This window comes from Fluviicola taffensis DSM 16823, from assembly GCF_943372375.1.
In the GTDB taxonomy this organism is placed as follows: Bacteria; Bacteroidota; Bacteroidia; order Flavobacteriales_D; family Crocinitomicaceae; genus Fluviicola; species Fluviicola taffensis_A.
Map to the genome: position 1 here is coordinate 444,155 of NZ_CALRYJ010000002.1, position 26,518 is coordinate 470,672.

A 26,518-nucleotide genomic window follows, 5' to 3' on the forward strand; every position below is an offset into this window, starting at 1 on the left:
GCGGAATCGAAGCCACCTGACATGCTGTCAGATGGAAAAAAGTGGAATGAGAATTGTTAAAAAGACACGGATAAAACTAAGAGATTATCTTAATTTTGTTGGTATTGCAAAAATTGAACTCATTCATGTCAGATATTATTCGTTTACTTCCGGATCACGTAGCTAATCAGATTGCCGCTGGTGAAGTGGTTCAAAGACCGGCTTCAGTAGTGAAGGAACTCGTAGAGAATAGCATTGACGCAGGTGCGACCAAGATTGAATTGCATATCAAGGATGCCGGTCGTACGCTGATCCAAATTGTGGACAATGGAAAAGGAATGTCCCCCTTGGATGCCCGGATGAGTTTCGAACGACATGCAACGAGTAAAATTGCAAGTGCTGCCGACCTGTTCGCCTTAAAAACGAAAGGATTCAGAGGTGAAGCTTTGGCTTCCATCGCGGCAATTGCGCATGTGACACTTCAAACACGTCGTAGTTCGGATGAGTTGGGAACTAAAATCCTGATTGAAGGAACAGAAGTGATCAATCAGGAGCCTATTCAATGTGCTGTCGGATGTAATTTCGAGATCAAGAACCTGTTCTTCAATGTTCCTGCACGTCGCAACTTCCTGAAATCGGATAACGTTGAGTTCAAGCATATCATTGATGAATTTGAACGCGTGGTCCTTCCCCATCATGATATTGCCTTCCGTTTGGTGCACAACGACCAGGAAATTTACAACCTGGCACCGGGACATCTCAGAAAGCGCATTGTGGATGTTTTCGGAAAGAAATTCAACGACCATTTGGTTCCTGTAACGGAGCAAACAGATATTGTGGAACTCGATGGTTTTGTAGGGAAACCTGAAGTGGCAAAGAAATCGCGTGGAGAGCAATTCTTATTCGTGAATAACCGTTTCTTCAAGGATACTTACTTCAATCATGCTATTTCTGCCGCTTTTGAGCACTTGCTTCCTTCCAAATTGTTCCCTAGTTACTTCTTGTTCCTGGAAGTAGATCCGAAGCAGATTGATGTGAATGTGCATCCGACCAAAACTGAAATCAAATTCGAAGAAGACAAGGCGATCTACAGTATTATCAGAAGCGCCGTCCGATTGGGATTAGGGAAGTTCAATATTACTCCGACCTTGGATTTCGAGCGTGAAAGCGAGTTCGATCTTCCGATGTCGATGATCAATCAGACTCCTGTTGCACCGGAGATCCGGGTCGATAAGACCTATAACCCATTTCATGTTCAAAATACGCGTGAAGGACAATTTTCTGCCAATAATTCCGTTTCAAATACTGCTTCAGGCTCAAAAGACAAGTCCTTTTCAAGTGCGTTGAACAAAGCTGGTTTCGGTTCTCAATTTCAATCGGGAAGCTTGGATGAATTGTGGAATTCCGAAGGAGCGAATGAAATTCCTGACAATTATCGGGAGGAAGAAAAACACATTCAGATAGAATTGGACGTGGAGGAGTTAAAGTCAATCGGGCCGTTTATTTTAAAAGGTTCTTTTGTGATTGGCTCTGTTCCGGAAGGATTATTAGTTATTCAATACAGAAGGGCTTACGAGCGACTTTTATATGATGATCTGATGCGCGGTTTCTTTGTAAATCCGCTGGCATCACAGCAATTGATTTTTCCGATGGAGAAACAGATGTCCAAGCAAGAACAACTGGCTTGGAATGAACACGAGAAAACACTCTCCAGAATCGGTTTCAACTGGTCTTGGGTAGAGCAAGAATTACATATTGACGGAATTCCGGAGATTTTGGATGAATCGACTGTTCTGTCCTGTGTGGATAAGATCATCGAGCAATTGCAAATGGGTACGCTTGATAAAGGGGAAATTGCACATACGGTATTGGCTCAAATCGCATTTGGCGGCAGTATGTCATTCAAATTGCAAAATAACCAGGAAGCAATTACAGACTTTGTCACCCGATTGTTCGAAGCGGATGAACACACTTTTTCACCTTCAGGAAAACGCATTATTGCACAAATTACGAATGAACAATTAATTCAACTGTTTTAAGATGTTTGGAAATATACAACCCGTAACCAAGAATATATTATTGCTGAATATAGCAATGGCTTTGCTCACCGCTTTTTTTGATTCTCAGGGAAATGGGATAGATTTAGGGAGCATATTAGGCGCTCATTATTTTGGAACACCTCTATTTCAACCTTATCAAGTGGTCTCGCACTTTTTTATGCACCAAAGTATATTGGCTCCAAATGGTGGCTTCCTTCATATCTTCATGAATATGTATGTTTTAGTGATCTTCGGGAGTTTTTTAGAGCGTTTATGGGGTCCTAAACGATTTTTCATCTTCTATGTTGCATCTGCTTTGGGAGCTTACCTGCTTTATGCCGGAGTTGGCTTTTTTCAAATCATGGAAATGAAGAGAATCATCGGCGACGAACATATTATTGCAGGGATCAATGGGATTATCAAGGAATACGGACGTTCTGATGCCGCTATCAGCGAATTGAACCAGTTTTTAGGATCAATTCAGATCAGTTCTGCTCAGAATATGGCTATTCAATCCTATGTCTTGAAATCATTCATCCCAATGGTTGGTGCTTCCGGTGCTATTTTCGGAGTAATGGCAGCCTTTGCTATTTTATTCCCAAATACCCAGCTGATGCTGATCTTCCCTCCTATTCCAATCAAGGCAAAGTGGTTGATCGGAGGTTATTTTGTTTTTGAATTATACAACAGCTTTCAAAACAATTCCGGCGACAATGTAGCTCATTTAGCACATGTTGGCGGAGCAATTGTAGGAGCAATTCTCGTTTTAATTTGGCGTAGAACAGGTAAAAACTTTTATTAAGTATTAAGATGCAAGATCGAAATTTATCTGAGGAATTGAAATTTCAATTCAAACATGGTGGAATGCACATCAAATTGATTTTTGTCAATGTGCTTGTTTTTGCTTTGATTATGTTGCTTGCACTGATCGGTAGGACTACCGATCAGGAAGTATTGTTTAATACAATTCTTGATAAAGGATTTACGCTACAGACAAACCTGCGCGATCTGGCTTTTGCTCCTTACGGACTCATTACCAGTATTTTTTCTCATTTCAGTGTGCTTCATTTCCTGTTTAACATGATCTTCCTGTATTTTGCCGGAAATATGTTCCGTCAATTTTTTTCCGATAGAAGACTTTTGCATGTCTATATTGTGGGTGGAATTGCAGGTGGGATCGCAGAAGTGATTGCGCGACAATTTATGGGGCAATATCCCGCAGTACTTGGAGCTTCCGGATCTATTATGGCTTTGTTTATTGCAATAGCTGTTTACAGACCCAATATCCAACTAAATCTATTGGGAATAATTCCTTTAAAACTATATGTTTTTGCATTAATCTATTTGGGTTCTGAATTGATTCAAATGACTCAGATTGATGGCATTGCTCATTTCGCCCATTTAGGAGGAGCTTTGATCGGTTTCCTTTCTGTTCAGAATATCCATTCTTCTTCCAATATCATCAATTGGACAGAATCTTTGCAGCAGCGGGTTTTAGGTTTTTTCAGTGGCAGAAAGCGAAAAGGTCCGAAATTAAAAGCTCAAAAAGGTGGTCGAGTGGCGAAAACTGATGAGGAATACAACATGGAAGCGAAGGCCAAACAGCAGAAAATTGATAAAATTTTAGACAAAATTTCTAAATCCGGTTACGAATCTTTGACGAAAGCCGAAAAAGACTTCTTATTTTCACAGAGCAATAAATAATTTGAGTTGGTTTAAAAAGATAGCGCGATTTTCCACCGTGATAAAGATTATCTCTGTCACGGTAATCTGCTGCCTGCTATTAGCCTACCTGGCTCCGTATGTCCGTCCACAAACGATTCGCATTCTGCCTTTCTTCGGGTTGACCTACCCTATTTTCATTTGTCTTGCTTTGGTTCTGCTGATTTATTGGGCTTTTGCGCGGTCAAGGTGGTTCTTTTACATTCTGATTGCTATCCTTTTTGGGGGAAACCTTCATTTCCGTACGCTTTCAATCGATTTCTCGGACGACAAGCCCCAAACGGAAGATGCTTCCTGGAGTGTCATGAGTTATAACGTCCGCCTGTTTGATGTATACAATTCATCGACTGCAGACCGAAACAAATCGCGTGACAGCATTATAAGCTATGTTCAACGAATCAATCCGGATGTGGTCTGCTTTCAGGAATTTTTTCATCAGGATAAACCCTCTGCTTTTTCTACACGGGATACTCTGATAGATTTAATGGATTACAAATTCTACCACGAACGTTATTCACACCGGATTCGCAACCGACAGAACTTCGGAATTTGCATGTTATCGAAATACCCGATCATTGCCAAAGGAGATGTGATGTTTGAGAATTTCAAGACAACGGATAATTACTGTATTTATGCCGATGTGGTAAAAGGAACCGATACGATCCGTTTTTACGATATCCATTTACAATCCATCAAATTACAGCAGGAAGATTACGAATTGTTCGGGGAAAAGAATAAACAAGCCGGGGGAAAGAAATCTACTTTGAGTTTATTGATCGATAAGCTTCGAATCGCTTATCCTGCAAGGGCAGAACAAGCTGAACGTGTTATGGAACATATGAAAACTTCCCCCTATCCCGTTGTGGTTTGCGGTGACTTCAACGATACACCGATGTCCTACGTTTACAATCAATTCAATACGGATTTGGTTGATTCTTATCGCGAGACAACTACAGGAATAGGTGTCACTTATGTAGGTCGCGTTCCCGCAGGAAGAATTGACTATATTTTCCATTCAGGAGATTTGGGAGCTTATGACTTTCGTATCCAAACGGCTGCGTTTTCTGATCATCGGGCTGTTCATTGCAAGATTTACAAAAAATCACTTTAAACTATTTATTTAATTGGGATTGTTTGAATTATTCGATTATATTTAATCCATGAAGTATTCGACACGTAATCTTTTATCCTTATTCTCACTACTACTACTTTTAGCATCTTGTACAACAGACGTCAAAGAAGTTAAAAATGCTCCGGCAGCAAAGGAGATTTCCGTTATCGGCAGATGGGTTTTGATCAAGTCTGAAGATTCGGATTCCCGAAAAACAGATCATCAGAATCAACCTTCCGATGTTGTCCTGAACTTCAAAAAGAATGGATTCTTCATTATTTACGATACGCTGGTTGATCCGAAATGGCGTAAAAAAGGCCTTCCATTAATTGAGAAAAGAACATCCGGGCAATGGAAACTGGAAGACTCTCTTCTTACCATGATTCATGATGATGACAAGGACAACTCTTTCAGTGAGGAATTCAAAATCTTACGTTGTGATGGAAAAGAATTGATCACGGAACGTTCAAACAAGAAAACAACAGTCTACAGAACTTACGGTAAACGGTAAATCCCGATTTGTTAATGATCTGAGTCTGTTTGAAAAATTGGAGAATCATATTGACTTGCTGTTTTTTTGACTAATTGCCCAGTTGAAAGGCTTTTCCAATTGCACGCTATCTAAATTTCGAATTTTCTATATAGGGTTTACTCCCTAGATAATTTACCCTTTGAAAATTAAGGTCTTTTGGTCCGGTAACCAATTCCGGAAAGTGCTTGCCATTTGGGATCCTGATCCCGTCTTTCCGTGAATAGGTGCGGAACGAAAGACTGCTTGAAGGGTGCAATTGTTGCAAAGGCATTTTTGCTTACTTTTTTTGCCTTAAAAAAGTAAGTGGGAAACTAGAGATATATTGCTGAAATGAAAAAGAAACCCACGCAGCGTCCGTCTAGGACGGATAATTCTGAACGCCTCAGAAAGCACGATTTGGTTCGCTGTTTTTCTTTGTAATCTGCCGTTCATCAGATGATGAAACCCGAAGGTTGCAGCCCGCCATTGAAAAATCAAGACTCCCCGTTCGCAAGAAAATGTTAGACGTCAACAATCTCACTGCATGGGTTTTGTCTGAAATGAATCAAACTGCCATTTACACTCCGTCACAGACGGACGAATGACCTGATAAAGGTACGAAATTCGATTGCAATTTTCTACTATCAAAAGATCAAATGCAGGTAATTTAACAAGATGGATTCGATTTCCCTCAGATAGAAATAAGGAATTGCATATACAGGTTGTTAGTTACACATATTTTACCGCACTCGCTTTTAATTCATTAAGTATTTGTCAATAAGTTTTGGTTTGTTTTAAAAGAGGCAACTGGTAAGTGCCTCCGTTATCTGCGAATCTGTGGCAACAATTAATTAAACGAACTCTTAGCCTCACATCTTCGTTAGAATAACCTTACTTTTGCTTCAAAATTGTTAAAATGGAAAAGATCGGGATTATAGGATGCGGAAACTTGGGATTATCATTGTTAAAAGGATTTCGCAAGCAATACCCCAATGCCCGACTTTACGGTACCCGAAGAAATCTTTCCGGATTGACTCATTTGGAAGACGAAAAAACGCACTTCACATCCGATAATCAAGAAGTGATTGCTCAATGTGATTATCTGATTATCGCGTTGAAACCGTATACTATTCTTTCTTTTCTCGAAGAATACAACTCATTCATTGACCCGAAAAGGCATACGATCATCAGCGTTGCGACGGGGATTACCTTGAGTGAAATCAAGACGGCTTTGAAACTGGATGAAATTTCTTTGTACCGGGGAATGCCCAATACTGCTGCAGATGTTCAGGAAAGCATGACTGCTCTTAGTGGATTGAATGATCCGTTGAATCGGAAGGGACAAGTGAGTGAACTATTCAATGCAATCGGAGAGATTGTTTGGATCGATGAACAATTAATGGAATCTGCTACCATTTTGGGAGCTTGCGGAATTGCTTATGTATTACGTTTCATTCGCGCAATGATCCAAGGTGGGATCGAGGTCGGATTTGATGCGAAGACAGCCAATAAGATTGTGAGTCAAACGGTTAAAGGTGCTGCTCAATTATTGATTCAGAATGGCTTGCATCCGGAGGAAGAAATCGACAAAGTGACCACTCCGAAAGGATGTACCATTGTTGGTTTGAATGAAATGGAGCACAGTGGATTCAGTTCGGCATTGATCAAAGGGATTGTGACGAGTTATCAGAAGATTGAGCGTTAAAACGACATAACTGTTCACGAATGGCTAATCACTAGTTAGTAATCACTAACTTTGCCTCATGAATACTCCACAATCCAATTTCTCTCTTGAAAAACTAGGTATTACGTCTTTGAATGAGATGCAGCAGGAAATGCTTCAATCTTCCGGGACGAATAATGAAATCATTTTACATGCACCGACAGGTTCCGGTAAAACGGTTGCTTTCCTCCTGACAGCTTTAGGAAAATTGAAAAAGGACCAATCTTCCGTTCAATTACTGATTATCTCACCTACCCGTGAGCTTTCCATTCAAATTGAAGATGTGTTCAAGAAATTGAGTACCGGATTTAAAGTAAACACCTGTTATGGAGGTCATTCCATGCGTGTGGAAGAAAACAATCTTTCTGTTCCACCAGCAGTTCTGATTGGTACACCAGGTCGTTTGGCCGATCACGTGCGAAGAAAGAATATCGATCTGTCTGAAGTTCATACGATGGTTCTGGATGAGTTCGACAAGTCCCTGCAAATGGGCTTTGAGTCGGATATGACGGAGATCATCCAGGAATTGACTTCCCTGGAAAACAAATACCTGGTTTCAGCGACCAAACTGGAATCCATCCCCGCATTCACTCAAATCCGTAAACCTGTAACAATTGATTTCCTGGTTGAAAAGAGCCATCAGATCAATTATTTCGGAGTGGAAATGACTGACGATAAACTCGGTTTATTGCTTGAGTTATTGTGTAATCTTCCGGAAGGGAAAACGATTATTTTTTGCAATCACCGGGAACCTGTTGTCGAAATAACCGACTTCCTGAAGGAGAATGGAGTACTTGCCGTAGCTTATCATGGTGGAATGGAGCAAGATGACCGTGAACGCGCATTGATCCGCTTCAGAAACGGAAGTTCCGACTTTTTAGTATCGACCGATCTGGCAGCTAGAGGATTGGATATTCCCGCTGTAGAACATGTGATTCATTATCAATTGCCATTGAAAGAGGCAGAATTTATTCATAGAAGTGGTAGAACCGGTCGACAGGATGCAGACGGAGTTGTTTTCATGTTCCTGGATTCAGCGAAAAGTGTTCCTGATTTTATTCCTGAACACCACCAGTACGAAGTAATCCCGAATGAACCGCTTCCTGAACCACCGAAATGGAAAACCATTTACATCAGTGCCGGGAAAAAAGACAAAGTCAATAAGATCGATATTGTTGGTTTCCTGCACAAAATGGGCGGATTGAAACAAGATGAAATCGGATTGATCACCGTGATGGATTATAGCTCCTTTGCAGCAATCAGTAGTGATGTGGCTGAAGATGTCGTTCCTGAATTGAGAGATCAAAAGATCAAAGGAAAGAAACAGAAGATCGGCTTCGCACGATAATTCCTAATTACGAATTGTCAGGTTGCCTTCGACTACGATCAGTCACCTCTTGAAATTAAATTGTTTTGAAGGACATTGAGCGTAGTCGAAATGCCCTTCAAAAATTACGTATTAAGAATCAATCCCTGGGAATTTCTTCATCGTTTCAATGATCATCTCCGGAGTCGGGTTTGCCAATTTGCGTTTCTCCGTATCGATCCAGGCTCCATCTATGGTGATTGTTGCACACAACTCCCCTCTTTGGTTTGTCAATACATGTTGCATGGTCCAACGGGAACCATCTTCAGTAATGGACTTGATCGCCAAACTGATCGTCACCTCGTCGTGCATGTGGATCTCTTTCCGGAAAATACATTCTTCGCGGAATAAGATCGGACCGAAATGATTTTCCTGCATCACCTTTAAGGATAAGCCCAAGCCATTTAGTACCTCCACGCGTTGTTGTGCTCCCCAATCATAGTAAGCACTGTGTCTGACGTGATAATTCGGATCCAAATCCGACCAACGTATGGATACGGTTTTACTAAATGCTTCCATGCTTTTTTGGTCAAAAATACAAAATATTTATGCGTGCAGAGTATTTGTGCTTATAGTTCACATACAACTATTCGGTAAAAGGAATGATTTGTTAAAATGAATGATAGCAGCGGACAAAGTTCCAATTGCATACTTATCCCAACCCTGACTTACAAGTGAGGATTGCTACTTATACCAGTAAATAGTATACAGAAGTAAAAGTCCTCTGTTTCAGATACTGATTCCGAAAAGTGCTTGTCATTTGGGATCCTGATCCCACCTTTTCGTGAATCGGTCTGAAATAGAGGACTGCTTGAGCGATGCAATTGAAGCAAAGGCATTTTTGCTTACTTTTTTTGCCTTGGAAAAAAGTAAGAATATAGAAATTATTGAGTTCGAAGCTTGATTGATCGATAACGAAAATTTTTAAGGGGAAATACTTCCTAATACTAATTCTTCATGAATAATCTTCCTATCAAGTTGCTTACTACAATTAATGAATTATTTTTGCTCCTCATCAAAATGAACTAACGTTTTTACCGTTAGTAAAACAGACTAAATTGCGCTAATGAAAAAAATCTTAGGGATTTCTGCTTTCTATCACGATTCGGCTGCGGCCTTGGTTATTGGAGGTCGAATTATTGCCGCAGCGCAGGAAGAACGATTCACACGCGATAAACACACACCCGATTTTCCGGTAGAAGCAGTTAAATACTGCCTGGAAGAAGCTGGATTGGAATTGGATGATTTGGATGCCATCGTTTTTTATGATAAACCTCTACTCAAATTCGAACGTTTACTTCAGACCTACTATTCTTTCTCTCCTAAAGGATTGATCTCATTCCTGAAGGCAATCCCGGTTTGGATTAATGAGAAAATGTTCCTGAAGAAAATGATTCACGAAGGCTTGAAGGAAGTTGGACCGTATGATAAGAAAAAAGTGAAATTGCTTTTCCCGGAACATCATTTATCCCATGCTGCCAGTGCTTTTTATCCTTCTGCCTTTAAAGAATCTGCAATTCTGACAATCGACGGAGTTGGAGAATGGTGCACGGCTTCTATCGGTTTGGGAAGCGGTGAGAAAATCGAATTGAAGCGTGAAATGGAGTTCCCGCATTCTGTCGGACTGCTTTACAGTGCTTTCACTTACTACCTTGGTTTTACCGTCAATTCAGGTGAATACAAATTGATGGGGCTTGCTCCATACGGAAATGAACACGCCGATCAAACCAAGCAATTTATTTCAAAAATTAAATCAGAATTAGTTGATATTAAGGAGGATGGATCCATTTGGTTGAACCAGAAATACTTCAACTATGCAACCGGACTTCGGATGGTTCACGACAATAAGTGGAAGGAATTGTTTGGCGTTGCCCGCCGGGAAGGTGAAACAGAATTGGAACAGGTTCACTGTAATCTGGCAATCGCCATTCAAAAGGTAACGGAAGAAATTGTGATCAAAATGGCTAAGGAAGCCAAACGCATCACCAATTCCGATTACTTGTGCATGGCTGGTGGTGTAGCACTGAATTGTGTTGCAAACGGTAAATTACTGGAAGAGAATATCTTCAAGGAAATCTATATTCAGGCAGCTTCCGGTGATGCCGGAGGTGCTTTGGGAGCGGCATTGGCAGTTTCCCACATGTATTTCGAAGAAGAACGGGTCATTGATTACAAATACGATCAGATGAGCGGAACCTATTTAGGTCCTGATTATTCCGAGAAAGAGATTCAATCCATGAATAAACATACGAATGCGGTTTATGAAAAGCATGCCGATTTCAACGAACTGACATCTTTCGTAGCTTCCAAATTAGCGGAAGGGAATGTGGTCGGGTGGTTTCAAGGGAGAATGGAATTCGGTCCTCGTGCATTGGGTAACAGGAGTATCCTGGGAGATGCGCGGAATCCTGAAATGCAGAAAAAACTGAATCTGAAGATCAAATACAGGGAGGGATTCAGACCATTTGCTCCTTCTGTTTTGGCTGAAGATGCGCGCGAATATTTCGATTTACAGGCGGATTCCCCCTACATGCTGGTTGTTGCACCTGTAACCGAAAGCAGAAGAAAGAAACTGCCGGATAATTACAACGATTTACCTCTTTGGGAACGTTTGTATCATCAACGAAGTGACTTGCAATCGATTACTCACCTTGATTTTTCCGCACGTGTCCAATCGGTTTACAAAGAAACAAATCCAAGATACCATGCACTGATCCAGGAGTTTAAAAAACAGACTTCTTATGGATTGGTGGTGAATACCAGTTTCAATGTGAGAGGAGAACCGATCGTCTGCACTCCTTTTGATGCATTCAGATGTTTCATGAGTACCGAAATGGATTACCTGGTGATTGGAGACTTTGTTTATACCAAAACAGAACAGATCGATTGGGAGAACAAAGAAAAATGGATGGTGAAATTTAAAATAGATTAAACCCTATGCTGAATAAATTCAAATCTTTCGTCAAAGCGAATAAACGGACCTTTATTGTTCTGGTTCTGGCAGTGATCAGCTTGTTTTGTTTCAATGTAACAAAAAACGGGATTGGTTCTGAGATCTTTGGCTGGCTTAGATTATGGAAATACGCTTCTCTTCTGGTGATACTGACAACTTTCTATCTCCTATTCCTGAAAGGAAAGCGGGTGATCCTCGCAAACTTAACTTTGATCGCACTCCTACTCTTCCTTGTTGAAACAATCCTATTCTTTGTCCTGGGAATGCCGTCCGCATTCAAGAAGGATTTCAGCATTCCCGATTTTCCCGAAAACCACATGATTCGTCAAGTTGGGGCAATGTATTATCCGGACAGCATCTATCACGAAGTGAAACTGGGAGAGAATAATGATACCGTTTTTGATGTACATTATTCAATTGATCACATGAATAAGCGGATCACACCGGGTTTTGATTCCAGTAAGACAAACTACGCCTTATTCTTCGGTTGTTCGATTGGCTTTGGTTATGGTTTGGAGGATGATCAGACCTTACCTTATCATCTTCAGGAGCAATCTCCGAATACCAATTCGTATAACTTCTGTATTTCCGCTACTGGAACCAATCACATGCTTGCTGAATTGCAGTACCGGGACCTATCCAAACAAGTGGCTGAAAAAGACGGTTGTGGATACTATATTTTCTTCTGGGATCATATCTACAGAGCCATCGGAACAATGCATCGCTATACGGAATGGCTTCATTTGGGGCCTTATTACGAGATGAAAGACAAGAAATTGGTGCGGAACAAATTGTTTAAGGACGGACGCTCTTTTATTTCCAGTTGCTATGAACGTTTATACCAAACCAATATCGTGAAGTATTTCAAAGCTGATTTACCTTTGAAACTGAATGAGACACATTTCGATTTGGTTTCGGAAATGGTTCTTGAATCCAAGAAAGCTTATGAGAAACAGTTTGGAAACGATCAATTCTACCTGGTTTTCTATCCGAATTATGTGGTGTATACTCCGGAAGAAATGCGGATTTTTAAATCGGTTTTGACAAAGAAGAAGATTAAGTTTATAGATTTGTCGAAAGTTATCGTCTATCAAGGGAAATACACCTTAGGTGGTGACTCACATCCGAATGCGGAAACGAATAAATTAATTGCAAAAATCCTTCTTCAGAGAACGAAGAAACAACGCTTTAACTAAATGGAATTTTTACGCGACTTATGGCGCTTTATGAAAGAGCGAAAGAAATTTTGGTTAGCACCTGTAATCATCATTCTGCTGTTGATCGGAGTGTTGATCGTATTTGGTGGTTCCAGCGCCCTTGCACCATTTATCTATTCCTTGTTCTAAGTTTGTATTCATGAGCGCTCCCAAACAAAAAGCATCCAATCCTGCCAAAACAGTCCTGACGATTGTCGTTGGATTTATCCTGGTCTACCTGATCACGAAAATGAAATGGAGCTTGTCGGTTGCCTTCTTTGTCGGTTTAGCGGGAGTATTATCCAATTTCATTGCCAAACAAATCGATTTTGTATGGATGAAACTGACATTGGTACTCAGTTACATCGTTCCGAATATTGTCTTGAGCATCATTTTCTACTTGTTCCTCTTCCCCATTGCACTGCTCACCAAGCTCTTCGGAAAGAAAGATCCGATGAATCTGAAAAACACCGCTTCCAGCCTCTTTAAAAGCAATAATACCGTTTTCGATAAAGCTTATTTTGAGAAGCATTGGTGAGAAATGGGTAGCTGTTTTTAAACTCAGATAATCATCCGGAAAAAGAAGTAAAGCTACAATCATGAAAGCCGCTATTAGAAGACAATATGGTTCACCTCAGGTAATTCAAATTGAGGAAATTGAAAAACCCATTCCAAAAGACGATGAACTCTTAATTCAGGTTCATGCAACTACTGTAAATAGAACAGATTGTGCAAATCTCACAGCTAAGCCATTCATTATGCGCTTCTTTCTCGGACTTTTTAAACCACGAAAAGTCATTTTGGGAAACGACTTTGCAGGAACAGTAGTGGCAATTGGGAAGAACATTCAGTCTTTCAAGGTAACTGATCGGGTATTTGGATTCACAGACCTGGGATTGGAATCGCTGGCTGAGTACCTGGTAATGAAACCAAAAGGAAATGTATTGACAATCCCGGAAAACACCGATTTCAAGCATGCTGTGGCAAGTATGGAAGGAGCACATTATGCCTATTCATTTATCCATAAAGTAACCATCAAACCAGGGCAAAACATCCTGATCAATGGTGCAACGGGGGCAATTGGATCGGCACTTTTGCAATTAGTTAAACAGTTTGACGTACAAATAACAGCTACTTGTAATACGAAAAACACAGATTTGATCCGGTCTCTTGGAGCCGATCAGGTTATTGATTACACAAAAGAAGATTTCACACAGAACCGGGAAAAATACGACTTCATATTTGATGCAGTTGGAAAAAGTACTTTCGGAAAATGCAAACCCATCTTGAAAGACAGAGGTGTTTATATTTCATCAGAATTGGGTCCTAATGCGCAAAATCCCTTTTTAGCACTCTTTACCTCTTTTGGAAGTAAAAAGAAAGTAATCTTCCCGATTCCATTCAGTATTCAAAAAACACTGCCATACATTAAGAACCTTCTGGAACAAGAAAAATTCAAGCCCCTAATTGATTGTGAATATCCGTTGGAAGACGTTTCAAAAGCCTATGAATATGCCATGTCCGGAGAAAAAACGGGAAATGTGATTATTACTTTTTAAAAGAAGCAACCATGTTAACAGTAAGCTACCGTTTCAAAATCCATCCGCAAAAAAGCGAAGTATTCGAAGAAGCTTGGAAAGAAGTCACGCAATTAATCTATCTACATTGTGGAAGCTTAGGTTCTCGATTGTACAAGTCAAGTGAAAACTCCTATTTCGGAATTGCACAATGGCCAGATAAGAGAACCTTGGAAGAATCGAATCTGGAAAGTTTTGATACAGACAATTGGCGCTCCAAAATGAGAGCATGCTGCGAATCAATTGAAAAATTGGATGAATTGGAATTGATCCTTGATTTGTGGGAAGACAAATCGTCTAACTCTAAAGTTTAATCATTGAAGCAACTTAAATTCCAGTTTAAAGATTACCACGACATATTCAATGTTCAATTGGAAAGACGATTTTATAATTGTCATAAAATTGATCTTATGAATGAAGAGGAGATAATTCTATCCTTTATTGTCAATGAAAAATCAGGAATCATTTATGCCGACGAAATTTTTCAGGTTCAAATAAAAGGCAAGTCTTCTATCTTTTCTTCTGATCATAATGACGATTTGTATCTCAATGAAGTTTTTTTCTGTAATTTTTACATTGCTAATCCAATGCGAAATCTATTATCTTTTTCCCGTCAAAAAAACCTATTGGAATTAAGTAATGGAAAAATCATTTCATTTCACACCTCACCTTCAAAGTTTAGCCTTAAGGAACTTAAAGTTATCTACGAGCTAAAAGAGAATGGGGAATTAATCGCTCAGGTTAATGCAACAAGACACTTTAAGTATAACTTAGATCAAACACTTGTATACAAGGGAGATATTATTTTCAAAGACAATATCCCCGAAATAGAATTGATATTCTTTATTCATTTTATATTAATTGACCGTCTTTATTTGGAGCGAAGACACTATTAGTTACCGCGAGCACCTGTCCCGAAACTGCGGGATCGCGCTCATACTTTTATTATAAAAGATTGTAATCATTCTTTCTCTCTCCCACTCAATACACCCAATATCTCATCCAAAGAAACTTCCTTAGCTCTTAGTAAAATCAAATAATGAAACAACAGATCGGCAGCTTCTTCCTTGAACAGTTCCGGTTCGTTACGCATGGCTTCAATCACAATTTCCACTCCTTCCTCTCCCACCTTTTGGGCAATTTTCGGTAATCCTTTCTCAATCAACGATTGGATATACGAGCCTTCTTTTGGAATACGGAATCGTTCATTGATCGTGTCGATCAGCTTGCTTAAAGTGTTCAACGGAACCGGTTTCACTTCGCCAAAACAGGAAGTTGTTCCTGTATGACAAGTCGGTCCTGTGGCTCTCGCCTGAATGAGAAAGGTATCTTCATCGCAATCCAATGACCAGTCAATCAACTCCAGGTAATTTCCCGAAGTGGCTCCTTTTACCCAGATTTCATTTCTGGACCGGGAAAAGAAGGTCACTAATTTGGTTTCCTGTGTTTGTTTGAATGATGTTTCATTCATATAACCCAACATCAAAACTTCTTTGGTTGTCGAGTCCTGAATAATTGCCGGAATTAATCCGTTGCTATCGTATTTCATAATTTCAATTTAAATTGGAGACATCCTTCTCCCATTCCACTCTGATGAGTGTCAAAGGAGAAATCTAAATATCCCGCTGTTGTTCTAATTTTCCTGCTACTCACTTAATAATTACTCAACCCAACACTAAAAGAAAAACTTCCGTGTTCGTCCGTGTTCATCCGTGGGAAAAGTTCTAATGCGCATTGTTTTACTCAATTCTTTTTTCAATTCAGGAATGGGGATTTCTCCGAAGTGGAAAATACTCGCTGCTAATCCTCCGGTAACAGTGGTTCGGGAGAACAATTCCTTAAAATGTCCGATTGTCCCAGCTCCACCGGAAGCGATGATTGGAACAGAAATTAATTGCTCTGCTTCTTTATAAAAATCCAATGCAAATCCGGTTTTCGTGCCATCTCCATCCATGGAAGTGATCAATAACTCTCCCGCTCCCAATGAAACAACTTTCCGGATCCATTCTAGGGCATCCATTCCGGTATCGCGCTTTCCTCCGTGTGTGTGAACCGTCCAGCCTGTTCCCAGTTTACGAATATCGATTGCAACTACAATGCATTGGCTTCCGAATGATGCTGCCAGTTCCGTAATGAGTTCCGGACGTTTGACAGCTGATGAATTCACTGAAATTTTATCTGCTCCACTTCGAAGTAACGCTCTTGCAGTTTCAACGGAAGAGATTCCTCCCCCGACCGTAAAAGGAATGTTCACTTGAGCTGCAACGGCTTCTACAATCGGGATGAAAGTGCTTCGTTCTTCATTGGTTGCCGAAATATCCAATAAGACCAATTCGTCTGCTCCCTGATCTGCATAAAATTTTGCCAATTGAACCGGATCTCCGGCATCACGGATCGATTCGAAGTTGATTCCTTTGACAGTTCTTCCATTTTGAACATCCAAACATGGAATGATTCGCTTATAAACGGACATCGTTAAATTTTTTTAGTTCGTTTAAACTGATTTTCCCGTCGAGCAAGGCTTTACCAATGACGCAGCCATAGCATCCCGCTTTCCGAAGTTCTTCCAGATCCGACATGGATTCTACACCGCCACTCGCAATCCAGCGTTGATCCGGAAACTGCTGTATGAGCTTCTTGTAAAGATCAATACTTGGACCTAATCCAGTGCCATCTCTGCGGATATCGGTTGTCAGAATGGTCAATCCGGTGAATGGACGGAAGGACTTCATTGTTTCTTCCAATGTCTTTCCGGAAGGATCTTGCCATCCGTTGATCTTCAGATTCTCCCCATCCGTATCCAGTGCAAGAATAAACCGGTCTATTCCAAATCTCCTGATCCACGCCGCCACTGATTCCGGTTCCTTCACACACAAACTTCCGATTACCACCTGATTCGCTCCCGATTTCAAGAGTCGTTCAATATCTTCTTCGGTTTTTATTCCTCCTCCGAAATCCACTTTCAGATTCGTTTGGGAAACGATTTCAGATAGGATTTCCTGGTGAACCAATCGCCCGGATTTCGCGCCGGAGAGATCCACTAAATGCAAGTATTCCAAGCCACTGGCTGAAATATCAGTTGCATAATCAACGGGATTTAGTGAATACGCCGTTTGTTGCTGATAGTCGCCCTGGAATAAACGGACAACTTGATTATCAATCAGATCAATTGCTGGTATCGCGATCATAATGCTAAGAATTGAGTTAATAAATCTTCTCCCGCTTTTCCACTTTTTTCGGGGTGAAATTGTACTCCATAGAAATTATCCTTCTTTAAAGCAGCGGAAAATGGGGCCGGATAGGATGCAATTCCCCAGGTATCTTTGCAGATTTCGGCTGCATAACTGTGCACGAAATAGAATACTTCCGATTTTCCATTCAATTGAACATCGTTCCATCCCATGTGAGGAACAGGGTAACTCAAGTTTCCTGCGCTAAAACCCTCGTCATCACTAGCGGTTCGCCATTTGGCAAACTGGCAAATTTGCGAATTGGCGAAGTGGGGTTTGATTGGCTGAATTCGAGTTTGAAAAATTCCTAACCCATTCAGATTTCCCTCCTCATTCCAACCACACATCAATTGCATTCCCAAACAAATCCCCAATACAGGTTGTGTCAAAGTCGGGATAATCAGATCCAACCGGTTTTCCTGTAATTGATTCATGGCGCTTTTGGCATGCCCTACTCCGGGAAAAATAATATGTGTGGCCGAACGGATTTCCTGTTCGTTATTCGTCAGGATCGTTTCGTATCCCAATCGTTTAAAAGCTTGCTGAACGGAAAATAGATTTCCGGCTCCGTAATCGATAACTGCTATTTTCATTACAATTCGTTTTTAGTTGTCGGTAGAATATCCCTATTTCCCGATCTGCGTTTGGCCATCAAAATGGCTTTTGCAAAAGCTTTGAAAATGGATTCAACCTTGTGATGTTCATTTTCACCTATTGCTTGAATGTAGATGTTGCAACGTGCTGTAAAACAGAATGATTTAAAGAAGTGTTGAACCATTTCAGTTGGCATCTTCCCAACAAATTCACGCTTTAATTCCACATCCCAGATCAGTTCCGGTCGACCTCCGAAATCAATCGCACAAGTTGCATAACAATCATCCATAGGCAAACAAAAGCCGTAGCGTTCAATTCCTCTTTTGGAACCCAAAGCCTGATCGATTGCCTGACCAAGAGTCAGGGCAGTATCTTCAATCGTGTGGTGCTCATCGATTTGCAAATCTCCTTGCATGGTCAATTCCAAATCCAGTTGTCCGTGTCTTGCAAGCTGATCCAGCATGTGGTCGAAAAAGTCTATTCCGGTAGCGATTCTCGAAACTCCTGTTCCGTCCAAGTCCAGTATGACGGAGCAATCCGTTTCTGCAGTAGTTCTGTGGACAACCACTTTGCGGATTCCCAAGCGAAGATCAGTAATCAAATCGGACCAGTTTGTTACTTTGCGTTGAATAACGGATTCCAATTCCTGTTCGGAAAACTGGATTTCCTTTCCTACTTCGATCGGTTGGGTTTGAATCAGAAATGCCTTGCACCCCAGATTCTTTGCCAATTCGATATCCGTCCAGCGATCCCCGATCACGAAGGAATTTTCCAAATCGTATTCCCCGGATAAATACTTCGTCAGCATTCCGATTCTTGGCTTCCGATTAGGTGAATTGTCTTCCGGGAAAGAACGGTCAATACATTCTTCCAGGAAAGTAATCCCTTCGCTTTCCAGGATATCCAGCATCAGTTGGTGCGGTCCGGAGAAATCTTCGAATGGAAAGGTTTTCGTACCCAATCCATCCTGATTCGTAACCAACACCAGCGTGTATTCGTCCCACGAAACAATTGTTTTTAAGGCTGAAATTGCGCCATCCAAAAATTTCAGTTTGGCGTAGGAATCAATCTGATAATCTGCCGGTTCTTTGATAATTGTCCCATCGCGGTCAATAAAGATCAGTTTCTGTTTCATAAATTCTGCATGATTTGAATGAATTGATTGTTTTCGATTTTAGATCCGATGCTTACGCGTAAAGTTTCCGAGCAGTTGAACTGGCTGCTTCGATCCCTTACAACTATCCCGTTTTCAATGAGCTTCTTATAACTCTCGGAAGCATTTGGAATGCGGAAAAGAATGAAATTTGCTTCAGATGGAAACACCTCTGTAACCAATTGATGTGATTTCAGGAAATCGGCCAAGCGTTCTCTTTCGGAAATAATTTCAGTTTTTATCTCATCCCAGGGGATTGTTTCCAGCTCCTTGATCGCGGTTTTTTGGACCAATGAACTTAAATTATAAGGAGGTTTTATTTTATTCAAAGCAGCAATCCATTCCGGTGAAGCAATGGCCATCCCAATTCGTAAACCTGCCATTCCATAAGCTTTTGAAAGCGTCTGAACCACTATTAAATTGGAATAATTATTCACTTCGTCTGCCATCGAATAAGCGGGACAAAAATCAATGTAAGCTTCATCAATGACAACTACCCCATCGAATTTCCGAACGATTTCAAGCAAACGGTCTTTCGGAATCACATTTCCCGTCGGATTATTCGGATTGCAAAGAACCAATAATCGCGAACCTGCTGCCTGGGCAAGAATTTCAGAATCTGCAATTTGAAAGTTCCTGTCCAGATCAATGGTTTTCGTTCTTAATCCATTGATTTTGGCAAGTACCGAATACATTCCATAAGAAGGATTTAAGTACGTCACGAAGTCTAAAAACGGGGTTGTTGTCAAACGAAAGATCAAATCCAATACTTCATCTGATCCATTTCCCAGGAAAATAGTTTCAGTTGGAATATTCTTCACCTCTGAAATAGCAGCTTTCAGTTCTTGTTGCAAAGGATCCGGATAGCGATTGTAAGCGGTCACCATTCCATTTTCATTCGCGTCCAGGAATACTTCCCCTTTTCCTTCAAATTCATCGCGTGCAGAGCTGTAAGGCTTTAAATCGCGTAAATCTTTCCGGATAAAACCTTCAACACTCTTTCTTGATAAAACGGATCCTTTTCCGGTCAGTTCGAGTTCTTGCAGTTTATCTGAAGGAATATCCGGAAAGACGGAGTTTAAGCGCACTCTTACCGCATTCGCATGTCCCTGTAATTTTTCTGCTTCGGCCATAGTGATCACTGTTTGCCCCAGATTCCGCAACCCTTCATCCGTAATTTTCTGATAAGTGATTTTCTTTACAAAAGAATCCAGAGACACACCGCTGTAGGCACGTGCAAATCCCGAAGTCGGCAAGGTGTGATTTGTTCCGGAAGCGTAATCACCAAAACTTTCAGCGGTATTCTTTCCAATGAAAACACTTCCGGCATTGGTGACTTGTTGCACGATCTGTTCTTCGTATTTCCCCATGATGATCAAGTGTTCAGGAGCATAGGAATTGATCAGATCACCCCATTTTTCAGCTTCAACAACGATTACCGTACTTGAATCCAATGCTTCAGCGGCAATTCCGGCTCTTGGGAGTATTTCCAACTGTCTTTCCACTTCCTTTAGAGCTTCCTGTGCATAGGATGCATCATTCGTGAGAAAAATAACCTGTGAATCGATTCCGTGTTCTGCTTGAGCCAATAAATCAGCAGCTACAAAAGAAGTGGGAATTGAATCGTCGGCCGTAACAAGCACTTCAGAAGGACCTGCCGGAATATCAATGGCAATTCCCAAACGCTGAGCATAAACCTTGGCAGCTGTTACATATTGATTCCCGGGACCAAAGATCTTATCTGCTTTCGGAATGGTTTCCGTTCCCAGGCTCATTGCTGCAATTGCCTGAGCACCACCAATTTTATAAACGGTATCAATCCCCGCAGTTTTAGCTGCAAACAAAATCGCAGGATGGATCTTACCTTGTTCATCGGGTGGTGTACACAAGTAGCGAATCGGGTTCTCCGCAATTTTGGCAGGAACTCCAAGCATCAATACGGTCGAGAACAAGGGAGCAGTTCCCCCGGGAACATACAAGCCGATAGTTTGAATGGGAACGGACTTCCTCCAACAAATCACTCCGAAAATTGTTTCCACTTCCATTTCCCTGTTTTCTTGTGACCGGTGGAAACGCTCAATATTTTGAGCCGCAATTCGAATCGCTGTTTTCAATTCCGTTGAAATTGCCTGCTCCGCTTCGGTAAATTCTATTTCAGAAACCACGAGATCATCAATTTCGACCTGGTCAAATTGAAGGGTGAATGCTTTCAATGCCTGATCCCGTTTCTTTTCAACTGTGGAAAACACATCGGAAATCAATGAATCGAGATTCGCGGATTCCAATTTCGGGCGAGCCAATGCTTCTGCAAGCTCTCTTTCTGATGGATTGATCACTATTTTCATGATTAAGAAACCATTTTTTCGATGGGACAAACTAAAATTCCTTCGGCACCAGCTGTTTTCAACTGCTGTACAACCTGCCATACCTCTTTTTGTTTTACCACAGAGTGTACGCTTACCCAACCCTCAATTGCCAGAGGCAGGATTGTCGGACTTTTCATTCCCGGAAGAATGGTGCAAATGGTCTCCAGCTGATCCTTTGGGGCATTCAACAAGATGTATTTATTCTCATTTGCTGCCAAAACAGATTGAATCCGGAAAACCAGCTGATCCAATAAGGGCTGTTTTTCAGGATCGAAATTCAGTCCTTTGATCAAAACTGCTTCCGAATACAGAAAAGGGAATACTTCCCGTAAATTATTCTGAAACAAGGTATTTCCTGTCGAAACAATGTCCGCAATTGCATCAGCCAGATTCAAAGACGGAGCTATTTCCACTGATCCGGAGATGGTGTGAATGTCAGCTGTTACTCCTTCCTTCTGCAAATATTTCCGAACCGAATTCGGATAGGAAGTGGCGATTCGTTTCCCTTGGAGATCTTGTGCAGTTTGAATGGATGAAGTTTTGGGTACTGCAAAGGACAATCTGCATTTCGAGAAATTGAGCGCCTGGATGACCTCCACGGGAGTTTCATCTTCTTCTAATAAGTTTGAGCCCACAATTCCCAAGTCCACCACTCCATCGGCTACATATTGAGGAATGTCACTGTTGCGCAAGAACAAGAGTTCTGCCGGGTAATCGGAGGTCGTTACTTTAAGTTGACCATCGCGGTAATCGACTTTCAGACCGCATTCCTTCAGTAGTTCCAAAGAACCTTCCTGGAGTCGACCTGATTTTTGTAAAGCAATAATTAAACGTTTCATGTTTTAAATTAAAGCCTGACCTTCAAAGGAGTGTTGGAATAAAAAGACAACAAAAAACCCGCTTGAAAGCCAAGCGGGTTAAGGAGTTATATGGATACAATCATCTCACCAAAGCGCCTAGCTGAGCAAACAATGATGATGTTGATGTAACGTTGTCATTTTCATGGTACAAATGTAGAGCAATAATTTAAAAAACAAGCGGTTTGACCAAATTTCTATTTTGGAATCGTTTTTTTGATTGCAAATGACAGGTCAAAAAGTCAGTTTTGACTTGCACACCGATAGATTTGGATAAGTTCGCTTCTACTTTGTTACGGAACTTTGTATCAACTTAAAAACAGATGAAATGAATAAGATATTGGTAACAGGTGCAACAGGAATTTTGGGTAATGCGGTAATCGAGACATTACTTAAGAAGATCTCCCCTCAACAGATTCATGTGCTTTCCCGCAATGAAGAAAAGCTATTGGAAATGCAATCCAGGCGATTGAAGACCTTTCATGGCGATTATGATGATTTAGATTCGTTGGTGAAAGCGATGAATGGTGCGGATACTGTCTTGCTGATATCAGCCGGTGATGAAGGTGATCGGATGCAACAACATAAAAATGTCATTGATGCAGCTAAAAAAGTTGGAGTAGCAAGTATTGCCTATACCAGTAGATGTCTACGTGATCGGAATACATTGGTAAATACTTTAATGTTCGATCATTTTGATACGGAGGATTACATAAAAGAAAGCGGTCTGAATTATACTATTTTCAGAAATATTCTGTACATGGATGTCATTCCCTTGTTTGTCGGGAAGCAAGTATTCGAAACGGGAATTTCTCAACCGGCAGGAGATGGAAAAGTGGCTTTTGCATTGAGAAAGGAAATGGGAGAAGCAATGGCCAATGTCTTGCTGAATGAACCTTGTGGAAATAAAACCTATCAGTTTACAGGAAATGAAGCACATTCATTTGATGATGTAGCAAGTACTCTTACCGAATTATCGGGAAAAGAAGTGAAATACACTCCTGTTGAAGCCTCTGTTTTTGAAGTAAGTATGCTGGAAAAAGGATTGGCTGCATCGATGGTCAGAAAAACAATCGGGTTCAATACGGATATCAAAAACAACCAGGAATCCGAAATAACTGACGATTTGGAAATTCATCTGGGTCGCAAACCAACTTCATTGAAGGATGGATTGAAACTACTATTCGATTTATAATCAATAACTTTAGGATATGAATGCATCCGTTCCAATTCAGATCAAGACTATCGCAGAATACCATCGTTTGATGGAGTTGCCGAAACCGGAACATCCCTTGGTGAGTGTCGTGAAGTTTGAAGATATCAAACGGAATCCTAAAAGTGGACCAGGTAGCATCATTCATCATTTTTATTCCATTGCATTGAAGAAGGATTTTCATGCGAAATTGAAATATGGACAGCAGGATTTCGACTTCGATGAAGGAGTGATGCACTTCATGGCACCCAAACAGGTTTTATCCGTTCATTCACTGACAGAAGAAGAGTTGAAACATTCGGGGTGGTTGTTACTGATTCATCCGGATTTTTTATGGAGTACCTCACTTTCAAAGAAAATAAAGGAATACGAATTTTTCAGCTACCAAGTCAACGAAGCATTACATCTTTCTGATAAAGAGGAAACATTGGTTGCAGGGATCATTCAGCACATCGCGGATGAGTACCACACTGCCATTGATCAATTTAGCCAGGAAGTGATTATAGCACAAATAGAGCTGCTTCTCACCTATTCCGAACGGTTCTACCAGCGTCAATTCATTACCCGGAAAATAGCGAATCATCGTGTTTTGGATCAATTGGAGGTTTTGCTAATAGATTATTTCGCGAAGGATGATCTGGCAAACAAGGGAATTCCTACGGTTCAGTTCATAGCTGAAAGACTGAATATTTCCCCGAATTACCTGAGTCGCTTACTTCAATTATTAACCGGTCAAAGCACGAAACAATTTATTCATGACAAATTGATCGATTTGGCAAAGGAAAAACTTTCCACTACCGGTTTATCCGTAAACGAAATAGCTTATAATTTGGGCTTCGAACATCCGCAATCATTCAACAAATTGTTCAAGAGCAAGACGAATTTATCTCCATTGGAGTTTAGACAATCGTTCAATTGAAAACACTTCACGGATCAAGGATAGGTAGAGCATGGATAGAGCGTCTTTTGTATTAAATTTTAACATCCTGAAAATAGAACGGATGAAAATCAATAGTCACTCCCGTGTTCCTCCGTGGGAAATAAAAAAAGTCCTGATCTATCCGCCGCGGCGGACAAACCAGGACTTTATATCTTTTCAATCAGTTAATTAATCAATCTTAATACAACCGTTCTTGATAGTGATTTTCTGACCATCTTTCACTTTCACCCAGCCGCATTCTGTTTTGATCTCTACTTCAGAAGCACTTGTCTGAACGGATGCAGAACTTGTTGTGGAGCTGCTGAACTCGATTTTTTGAGTCGAACCGTTGGAGCGAACTTCCATGGTATAACTTTTAGAATCGTTGTTGTAGTAACGGATCGTGAACGCACCGGCAACATTCGCCAAAAGCAAAAATGCAACCGATAAAAATGCCATTTTCAATTTCATAATTAATGAGTTTTAGTTAATAAGTGATCTAAATATAGGTATTATCAAAGCAATCCGGGACGATGCGAATGCATTAAATTGATATTCGCTGAAAACAAATTAATAAGCGTCGATGAATATACAGAAGTAATTGGACATTCAGTAGCAAAGTTCAGATCGCTAATTAATTGTACTATCTTTAAACTATGTTTGTTCAAAAAGCACTTTATCTCATTATCCCGATTCTCGGTCTCTTTTCCTGTTACAAATCGCCTTCTTCCAATCATTATTTTGTGCCCGATTTCATGAAACAGGATACGATTCAGTTAAGCAATACCCTTTTCTTTATCGGACCAGAAATGGATACTGCAAAAATGGAAATTTCGGCACCTTGCGACTGTTGTGCAAGCTATCTTGCTTTCGTAAACGACAGCGTTTTTGTTTATGAGTCTTTGTGTTTGGAGGGGGATGATTATTTTAAAGGAACGTATTTTAAATACAGAAGTCTGATTTTCCTTAAATTTGACCCTTTGATTGTTTCTTCTACGCATTATCCGGGAGTAGATCTGGAAACAACCTGGGAAAAAGAAAACAGTGTTACTTTCTATTCCAGACTTAATTTTTCCACATTGAATTCAGAATGGGTAATCTCGGCTGGTGATAAAGAAAACATGGATTACGGCATGTGCAATCAAATGGGTTCTGCCAGATCGTATCTTTTCAAACTGAAATCAGAAGGAATCTGGGATCGAATGGAACTCTCAAATGAATTAAAATAACTTCAATACCATAAATAGAGATTATGTCTGAATTTATCACCTATGAAAAGTTTGCAACGGTTCCTGAATTGAAAGAAATGGTAGAGCTATTGGAAGCAAATAATATTCCGTATGAGTTGGAGGATGATGTGCAGGTTTTCGATGCCAGTTTTGCAAATATCCAACACCATCGGGATTATCGGATCAAATTACTTCCGTCGGATTTTGATAGGGCAACTGAGCTTCGAAACAATGCGGTTCTTTCAGAATTGGATAAAATAGATCCGGATTATTATTTATTCGGTTTTACCGATGAAGAATTAATTGACTTAATCTCGAAGCAGGATGAATGGAGTCCGTTTGACTTTCAATTGGCTCAAAAACTTCTAAAAGATCGCGGAAGAGAAATCAGTTCTCAAAAGATCAATGAACTAAAAGAAGAACGTATAGAAGAATTGTCAGAGCCAGAAAAACACGATACATTTTGGATTGGTTTGGGGTACGTTTTCGCTTTTCTGGGAGGTTTAATTGGTATCATTATCGGATACTACATTATTTCTAGTAAAAAGGTGCTTCCAAATGGTGAACGAATTTATACGTATTCAGATTTAGATCGAAAACACGGTACACGAATTCTCTTAATTGCCATTACAGCAATTATTATTGGGATAGCTTTTCGGATTATTAATGCAGTCTGATCTTTAACGAGTTAGCAAGATTCAGACTGCTGTAGTTTTATCGATTTATTTTAATATTCCTTTTCAATTTCCGCAATTTCACAACATGAAATCGTGCGTAAGG

General features: G+C 40.5%; 27 protein-coding genes. 18 read left to right on the forward strand and 9 right to left on the reverse strand.

Features of this window, described 5'->3' with window-relative positions; all coding sequences use genetic code 11:
* Window positions 1–125 precede the first annotated feature (125 nt).
* The 7 genes from mutL to AAG807_RS05305 all read left to right on the forward strand — a co-directional run bounded on the left by mutL (window position 126) and on the right by AAG807_RS05305 (window position 8,433).
* Complete coding sequence (gene mutL, locus AAG807_RS05275) at window positions 126–2,018, forward strand: DNA mismatch repair endonuclease MutL (RefSeq protein ID WP_341901440.1); 1,893 nt, start codon at window positions 126–128, stop codon at window positions 2,016–2,018.
* Between the two features lies 1 nt (window position 2,019).
* A complete protein-coding gene (locus AAG807_RS05280; protein WP_341901442.1) occupies window positions 2,020–2,820 on the forward strand; it encodes a rhomboid family intramembrane serine protease in 801 nt (266 codons plus the stop codon).
* Window positions 2,821–2,828: 8 nt separating this feature from the next.
* Complete coding sequence (locus AAG807_RS05285) at window positions 2,829–3,722, forward strand: rhomboid family intramembrane serine protease (protein WP_341901444.1); 894 nt, start codon at window positions 2,829–2,831, stop codon at window positions 3,720–3,722.
* 37 nt (window positions 3,723–3,759) lie between these two features.
* Complete coding sequence (locus AAG807_RS05290) at window positions 3,760–4,851, forward strand: endonuclease/exonuclease/phosphatase family protein (RefSeq protein WP_341901446.1); 1,092 nt, start codon at window positions 3,760–3,762, stop codon at window positions 4,849–4,851.
* 49 nt (window positions 4,852–4,900) lie between these two features.
* Window positions 4,901–5,362 carry a hypothetical protein gene (locus tag AAG807_RS05295; RefSeq protein WP_341901447.1) on the forward strand — a complete coding sequence of 154 codons (462 nt, stop codon included), beginning with the start codon at window positions 4,901–4,903 and terminating at the stop codon, window positions 5,360–5,362.
* 916 nt (window positions 5,363–6,278) lie between these two features.
* On the forward strand, window positions 6,279–7,067 hold the full coding sequence (gene proC, locus AAG807_RS05300; RefSeq protein ID WP_341901448.1) for a pyrroline-5-carboxylate reductase: 789 nt from the start codon (window positions 6,279–6,281) through the stop codon (window positions 7,065–7,067).
* Window positions 7,068–7,125: 58 nt separating this feature from the next.
* Window positions 7,126–8,433 (forward strand): DEAD/DEAH box helicase, encoded by a 1,308-nt coding sequence (locus tag AAG807_RS05305; protein WP_341901449.1) that lies wholly within the window; start codon window positions 7,126–7,128, stop codon window positions 8,431–8,433.
* Window positions 8,434–8,544: 111 nt separating this feature from the next.
* On the opposite strand, the gene AAG807_RS05310 is transcribed toward AAG807_RS05305, so the two are convergent.
* Window positions 8,545–8,970, reverse strand: coding sequence for an acyl-CoA thioesterase (locus tag AAG807_RS05310; RefSeq protein WP_341901450.1), 426 nt, complete (start codon window positions 8,968–8,970; stop codon window positions 8,545–8,547).
* 547 nt (window positions 8,971–9,517) lie between these two features.
* On the opposite strand from AAG807_RS05310, the gene AAG807_RS05315 reads away from it, so the two are divergent.
* The 7 genes from AAG807_RS05315 to AAG807_RS05345 all read left to right on the forward strand — a co-directional run bounded on the left by AAG807_RS05315 (window position 9,518) and on the right by AAG807_RS05345 (window position 15,073).
* Window positions 9,518–11,383 (forward strand): carbamoyltransferase, encoded by a 1,866-nt coding sequence (locus AAG807_RS05315; protein WP_341901451.1) that lies wholly within the window; start codon window positions 9,518–9,520, stop codon window positions 11,381–11,383.
* Window positions 11,384–11,388: 5 nt separating this feature from the next.
* The gene (locus AAG807_RS05320; RefSeq protein WP_341901452.1) at window positions 11,389–12,600 is read left to right on the forward strand and encodes a hypothetical protein; all 1,212 of its coding nucleotides are present in this window, start codon (window positions 11,389–11,391) and stop codon (window positions 12,598–12,600) included.
* Window positions 12,601–12,750, forward strand: a complete 150-nt coding sequence (locus AAG807_RS05325) for a DUF5989 family protein (protein ID WP_294861244.1) — start codon at window positions 12,601–12,603, stop codon at window positions 12,748–12,750. It begins immediately after the preceding gene.
* 10 nt (window positions 12,751–12,760) lie between these two features.
* A complete protein-coding gene (locus AAG807_RS05330) occupies window positions 12,761–13,138 on the forward strand; it encodes a hypothetical protein (RefSeq protein WP_341901453.1) in 378 nt (125 codons plus the stop codon).
* Between the two features lie 61 nt (window positions 13,139–13,199).
* Window positions 13,200–14,159, forward strand: a complete 960-nt coding sequence (locus tag AAG807_RS05335) for an NAD(P)-dependent alcohol dehydrogenase (protein ID WP_341901454.1) — start codon at window positions 13,200–13,202, stop codon at window positions 14,157–14,159.
* Between the two features lie 11 nt (window positions 14,160–14,170).
* Complete coding sequence (locus AAG807_RS05340) at window positions 14,171–14,491, forward strand: hypothetical protein (RefSeq protein ID WP_341901455.1); 321 nt, start codon at window positions 14,171–14,173, stop codon at window positions 14,489–14,491.
* A 96-nt stretch (window positions 14,492–14,587) separates the two neighbouring features.
* Window positions 14,588–15,073: a hypothetical protein gene (locus AAG807_RS05345; protein ID WP_341901456.1), complete on the forward strand. Its 486-nt coding sequence runs from the start codon at window positions 14,588–14,590 to the stop codon at window positions 15,071–15,073.
* A 65-nt stretch (window positions 15,074–15,138) separates the two neighbouring features.
* On the opposite strand, the gene hisIE is transcribed toward AAG807_RS05345, so the two are convergent.
* The 7 genes from hisIE to hisG all read right to left on the reverse strand — a co-directional run bounded on the left by hisIE (window position 15,139) and on the right by hisG (window position 22,359).
* Entirely contained in the window at window positions 15,139–15,726 is a 588-nt protein-coding gene (gene hisIE / locus AAG807_RS05350; protein ID WP_341901457.1) for a bifunctional phosphoribosyl-AMP cyclohydrolase/phosphoribosyl-ATP diphosphatase HisIE, read from the reverse strand.
* A gap of 126 nt (window positions 15,727–15,852) precedes the next feature.
* Window positions 15,853–16,650 (reverse strand): imidazole glycerol phosphate synthase subunit HisF, encoded by a 798-nt coding sequence (gene hisF, locus AAG807_RS05355; protein ID WP_341901458.1) that lies wholly within the window; start codon window positions 16,648–16,650, stop codon window positions 15,853–15,855.
* Complete coding sequence (locus AAG807_RS05360; RefSeq protein WP_341901459.1) at window positions 16,637–17,365, reverse strand: 1-(5-phosphoribosyl)-5-[(5-phosphoribosylamino)methylideneamino] imidazole-4-carboxamide isomerase; 729 nt, start codon at window positions 17,363–17,365, stop codon at window positions 16,637–16,639. The genes hisF and AAG807_RS05360 overlap by 14 nt, the downstream gene beginning before the upstream one ends.
* Window positions 17,362–18,000 (reverse strand): imidazole glycerol phosphate synthase subunit HisH, encoded by a 639-nt coding sequence (locus AAG807_RS05365; protein ID WP_341901460.1) that lies wholly within the window; start codon window positions 17,998–18,000, stop codon window positions 17,362–17,364. The genes AAG807_RS05360 and AAG807_RS05365 overlap by 4 nt, the downstream gene beginning before the upstream one ends.
* Complete coding sequence (gene hisB / locus AAG807_RS05370; protein ID WP_341901461.1) at window positions 18,000–19,136, reverse strand: bifunctional histidinol-phosphatase/imidazoleglycerol-phosphate dehydratase HisB; 1,137 nt, start codon at window positions 19,134–19,136, stop codon at window positions 18,000–18,002. The genes AAG807_RS05365 and hisB overlap by 1 nt, the downstream gene beginning before the upstream one ends.
* Window positions 19,133–21,499 carry a histidinol dehydrogenase gene (gene hisD / locus AAG807_RS05375; protein ID WP_341901462.1) on the reverse strand — a complete coding sequence of 789 codons (2,367 nt, stop codon included), beginning with the start codon at window positions 21,497–21,499 and terminating at the stop codon, window positions 19,133–19,135. The genes hisB and hisD overlap by 4 nt, the downstream gene beginning before the upstream one ends.
* A gap of 2 nt (window positions 21,500–21,501) precedes the next feature.
* Window positions 21,502–22,359, reverse strand: coding sequence for an ATP phosphoribosyltransferase (hisG, locus tag AAG807_RS05380; RefSeq protein WP_341901463.1), 858 nt, complete (start codon window positions 22,357–22,359; stop codon window positions 21,502–21,504).
* Between the two features lie 346 nt (window positions 22,360–22,705).
* On the opposite strand from hisG, the gene AAG807_RS05385 reads away from it, so the two are divergent.
* Window positions 22,706–23,572 (forward strand): SDR family oxidoreductase, encoded by an 867-nt coding sequence (locus AAG807_RS05385; protein ID WP_341901464.1) that lies wholly within the window; start codon window positions 22,706–22,708, stop codon window positions 23,570–23,572.
* Between the two features lie 16 nt (window positions 23,573–23,588).
* Window positions 23,589–24,509 carry a helix-turn-helix transcriptional regulator gene (locus AAG807_RS05390; RefSeq protein WP_341901465.1) on the forward strand — a complete coding sequence of 307 codons (921 nt, stop codon included), beginning with the start codon at window positions 23,589–23,591 and terminating at the stop codon, window positions 24,507–24,509.
* Between the two features lie 189 nt (window positions 24,510–24,698).
* Here the strand turns inward: AAG807_RS05390 and AAG807_RS05395 are convergent, their stop codons facing one another.
* Entirely contained in the window at window positions 24,699–24,980 is a 282-nt protein-coding gene (locus AAG807_RS05395; protein ID WP_341901466.1) for a hypothetical protein, read from the reverse strand.
* Window positions 24,981–25,165: 185 nt separating this feature from the next.
* Here AAG807_RS05395 and AAG807_RS05400 point away from each other — a divergent pair, with 185 nt between their 5' ends.
* Both AAG807_RS05400 and AAG807_RS05405 read left to right on the forward strand, forming a co-directional pair.
* Window positions 25,166–25,738: a hypothetical protein gene (locus AAG807_RS05400; protein WP_341901467.1), complete on the forward strand. Its 573-nt coding sequence runs from the start codon at window positions 25,166–25,168 to the stop codon at window positions 25,736–25,738.
* Window positions 25,739–25,761: 23 nt separating this feature from the next.
* A complete protein-coding gene (locus AAG807_RS05405; RefSeq protein ID WP_341901468.1) occupies window positions 25,762–26,415 on the forward strand; it encodes a hypothetical protein in 654 nt (217 codons plus the stop codon).
* Window positions 26,416–26,518: the final 103 nt, after the last annotated feature.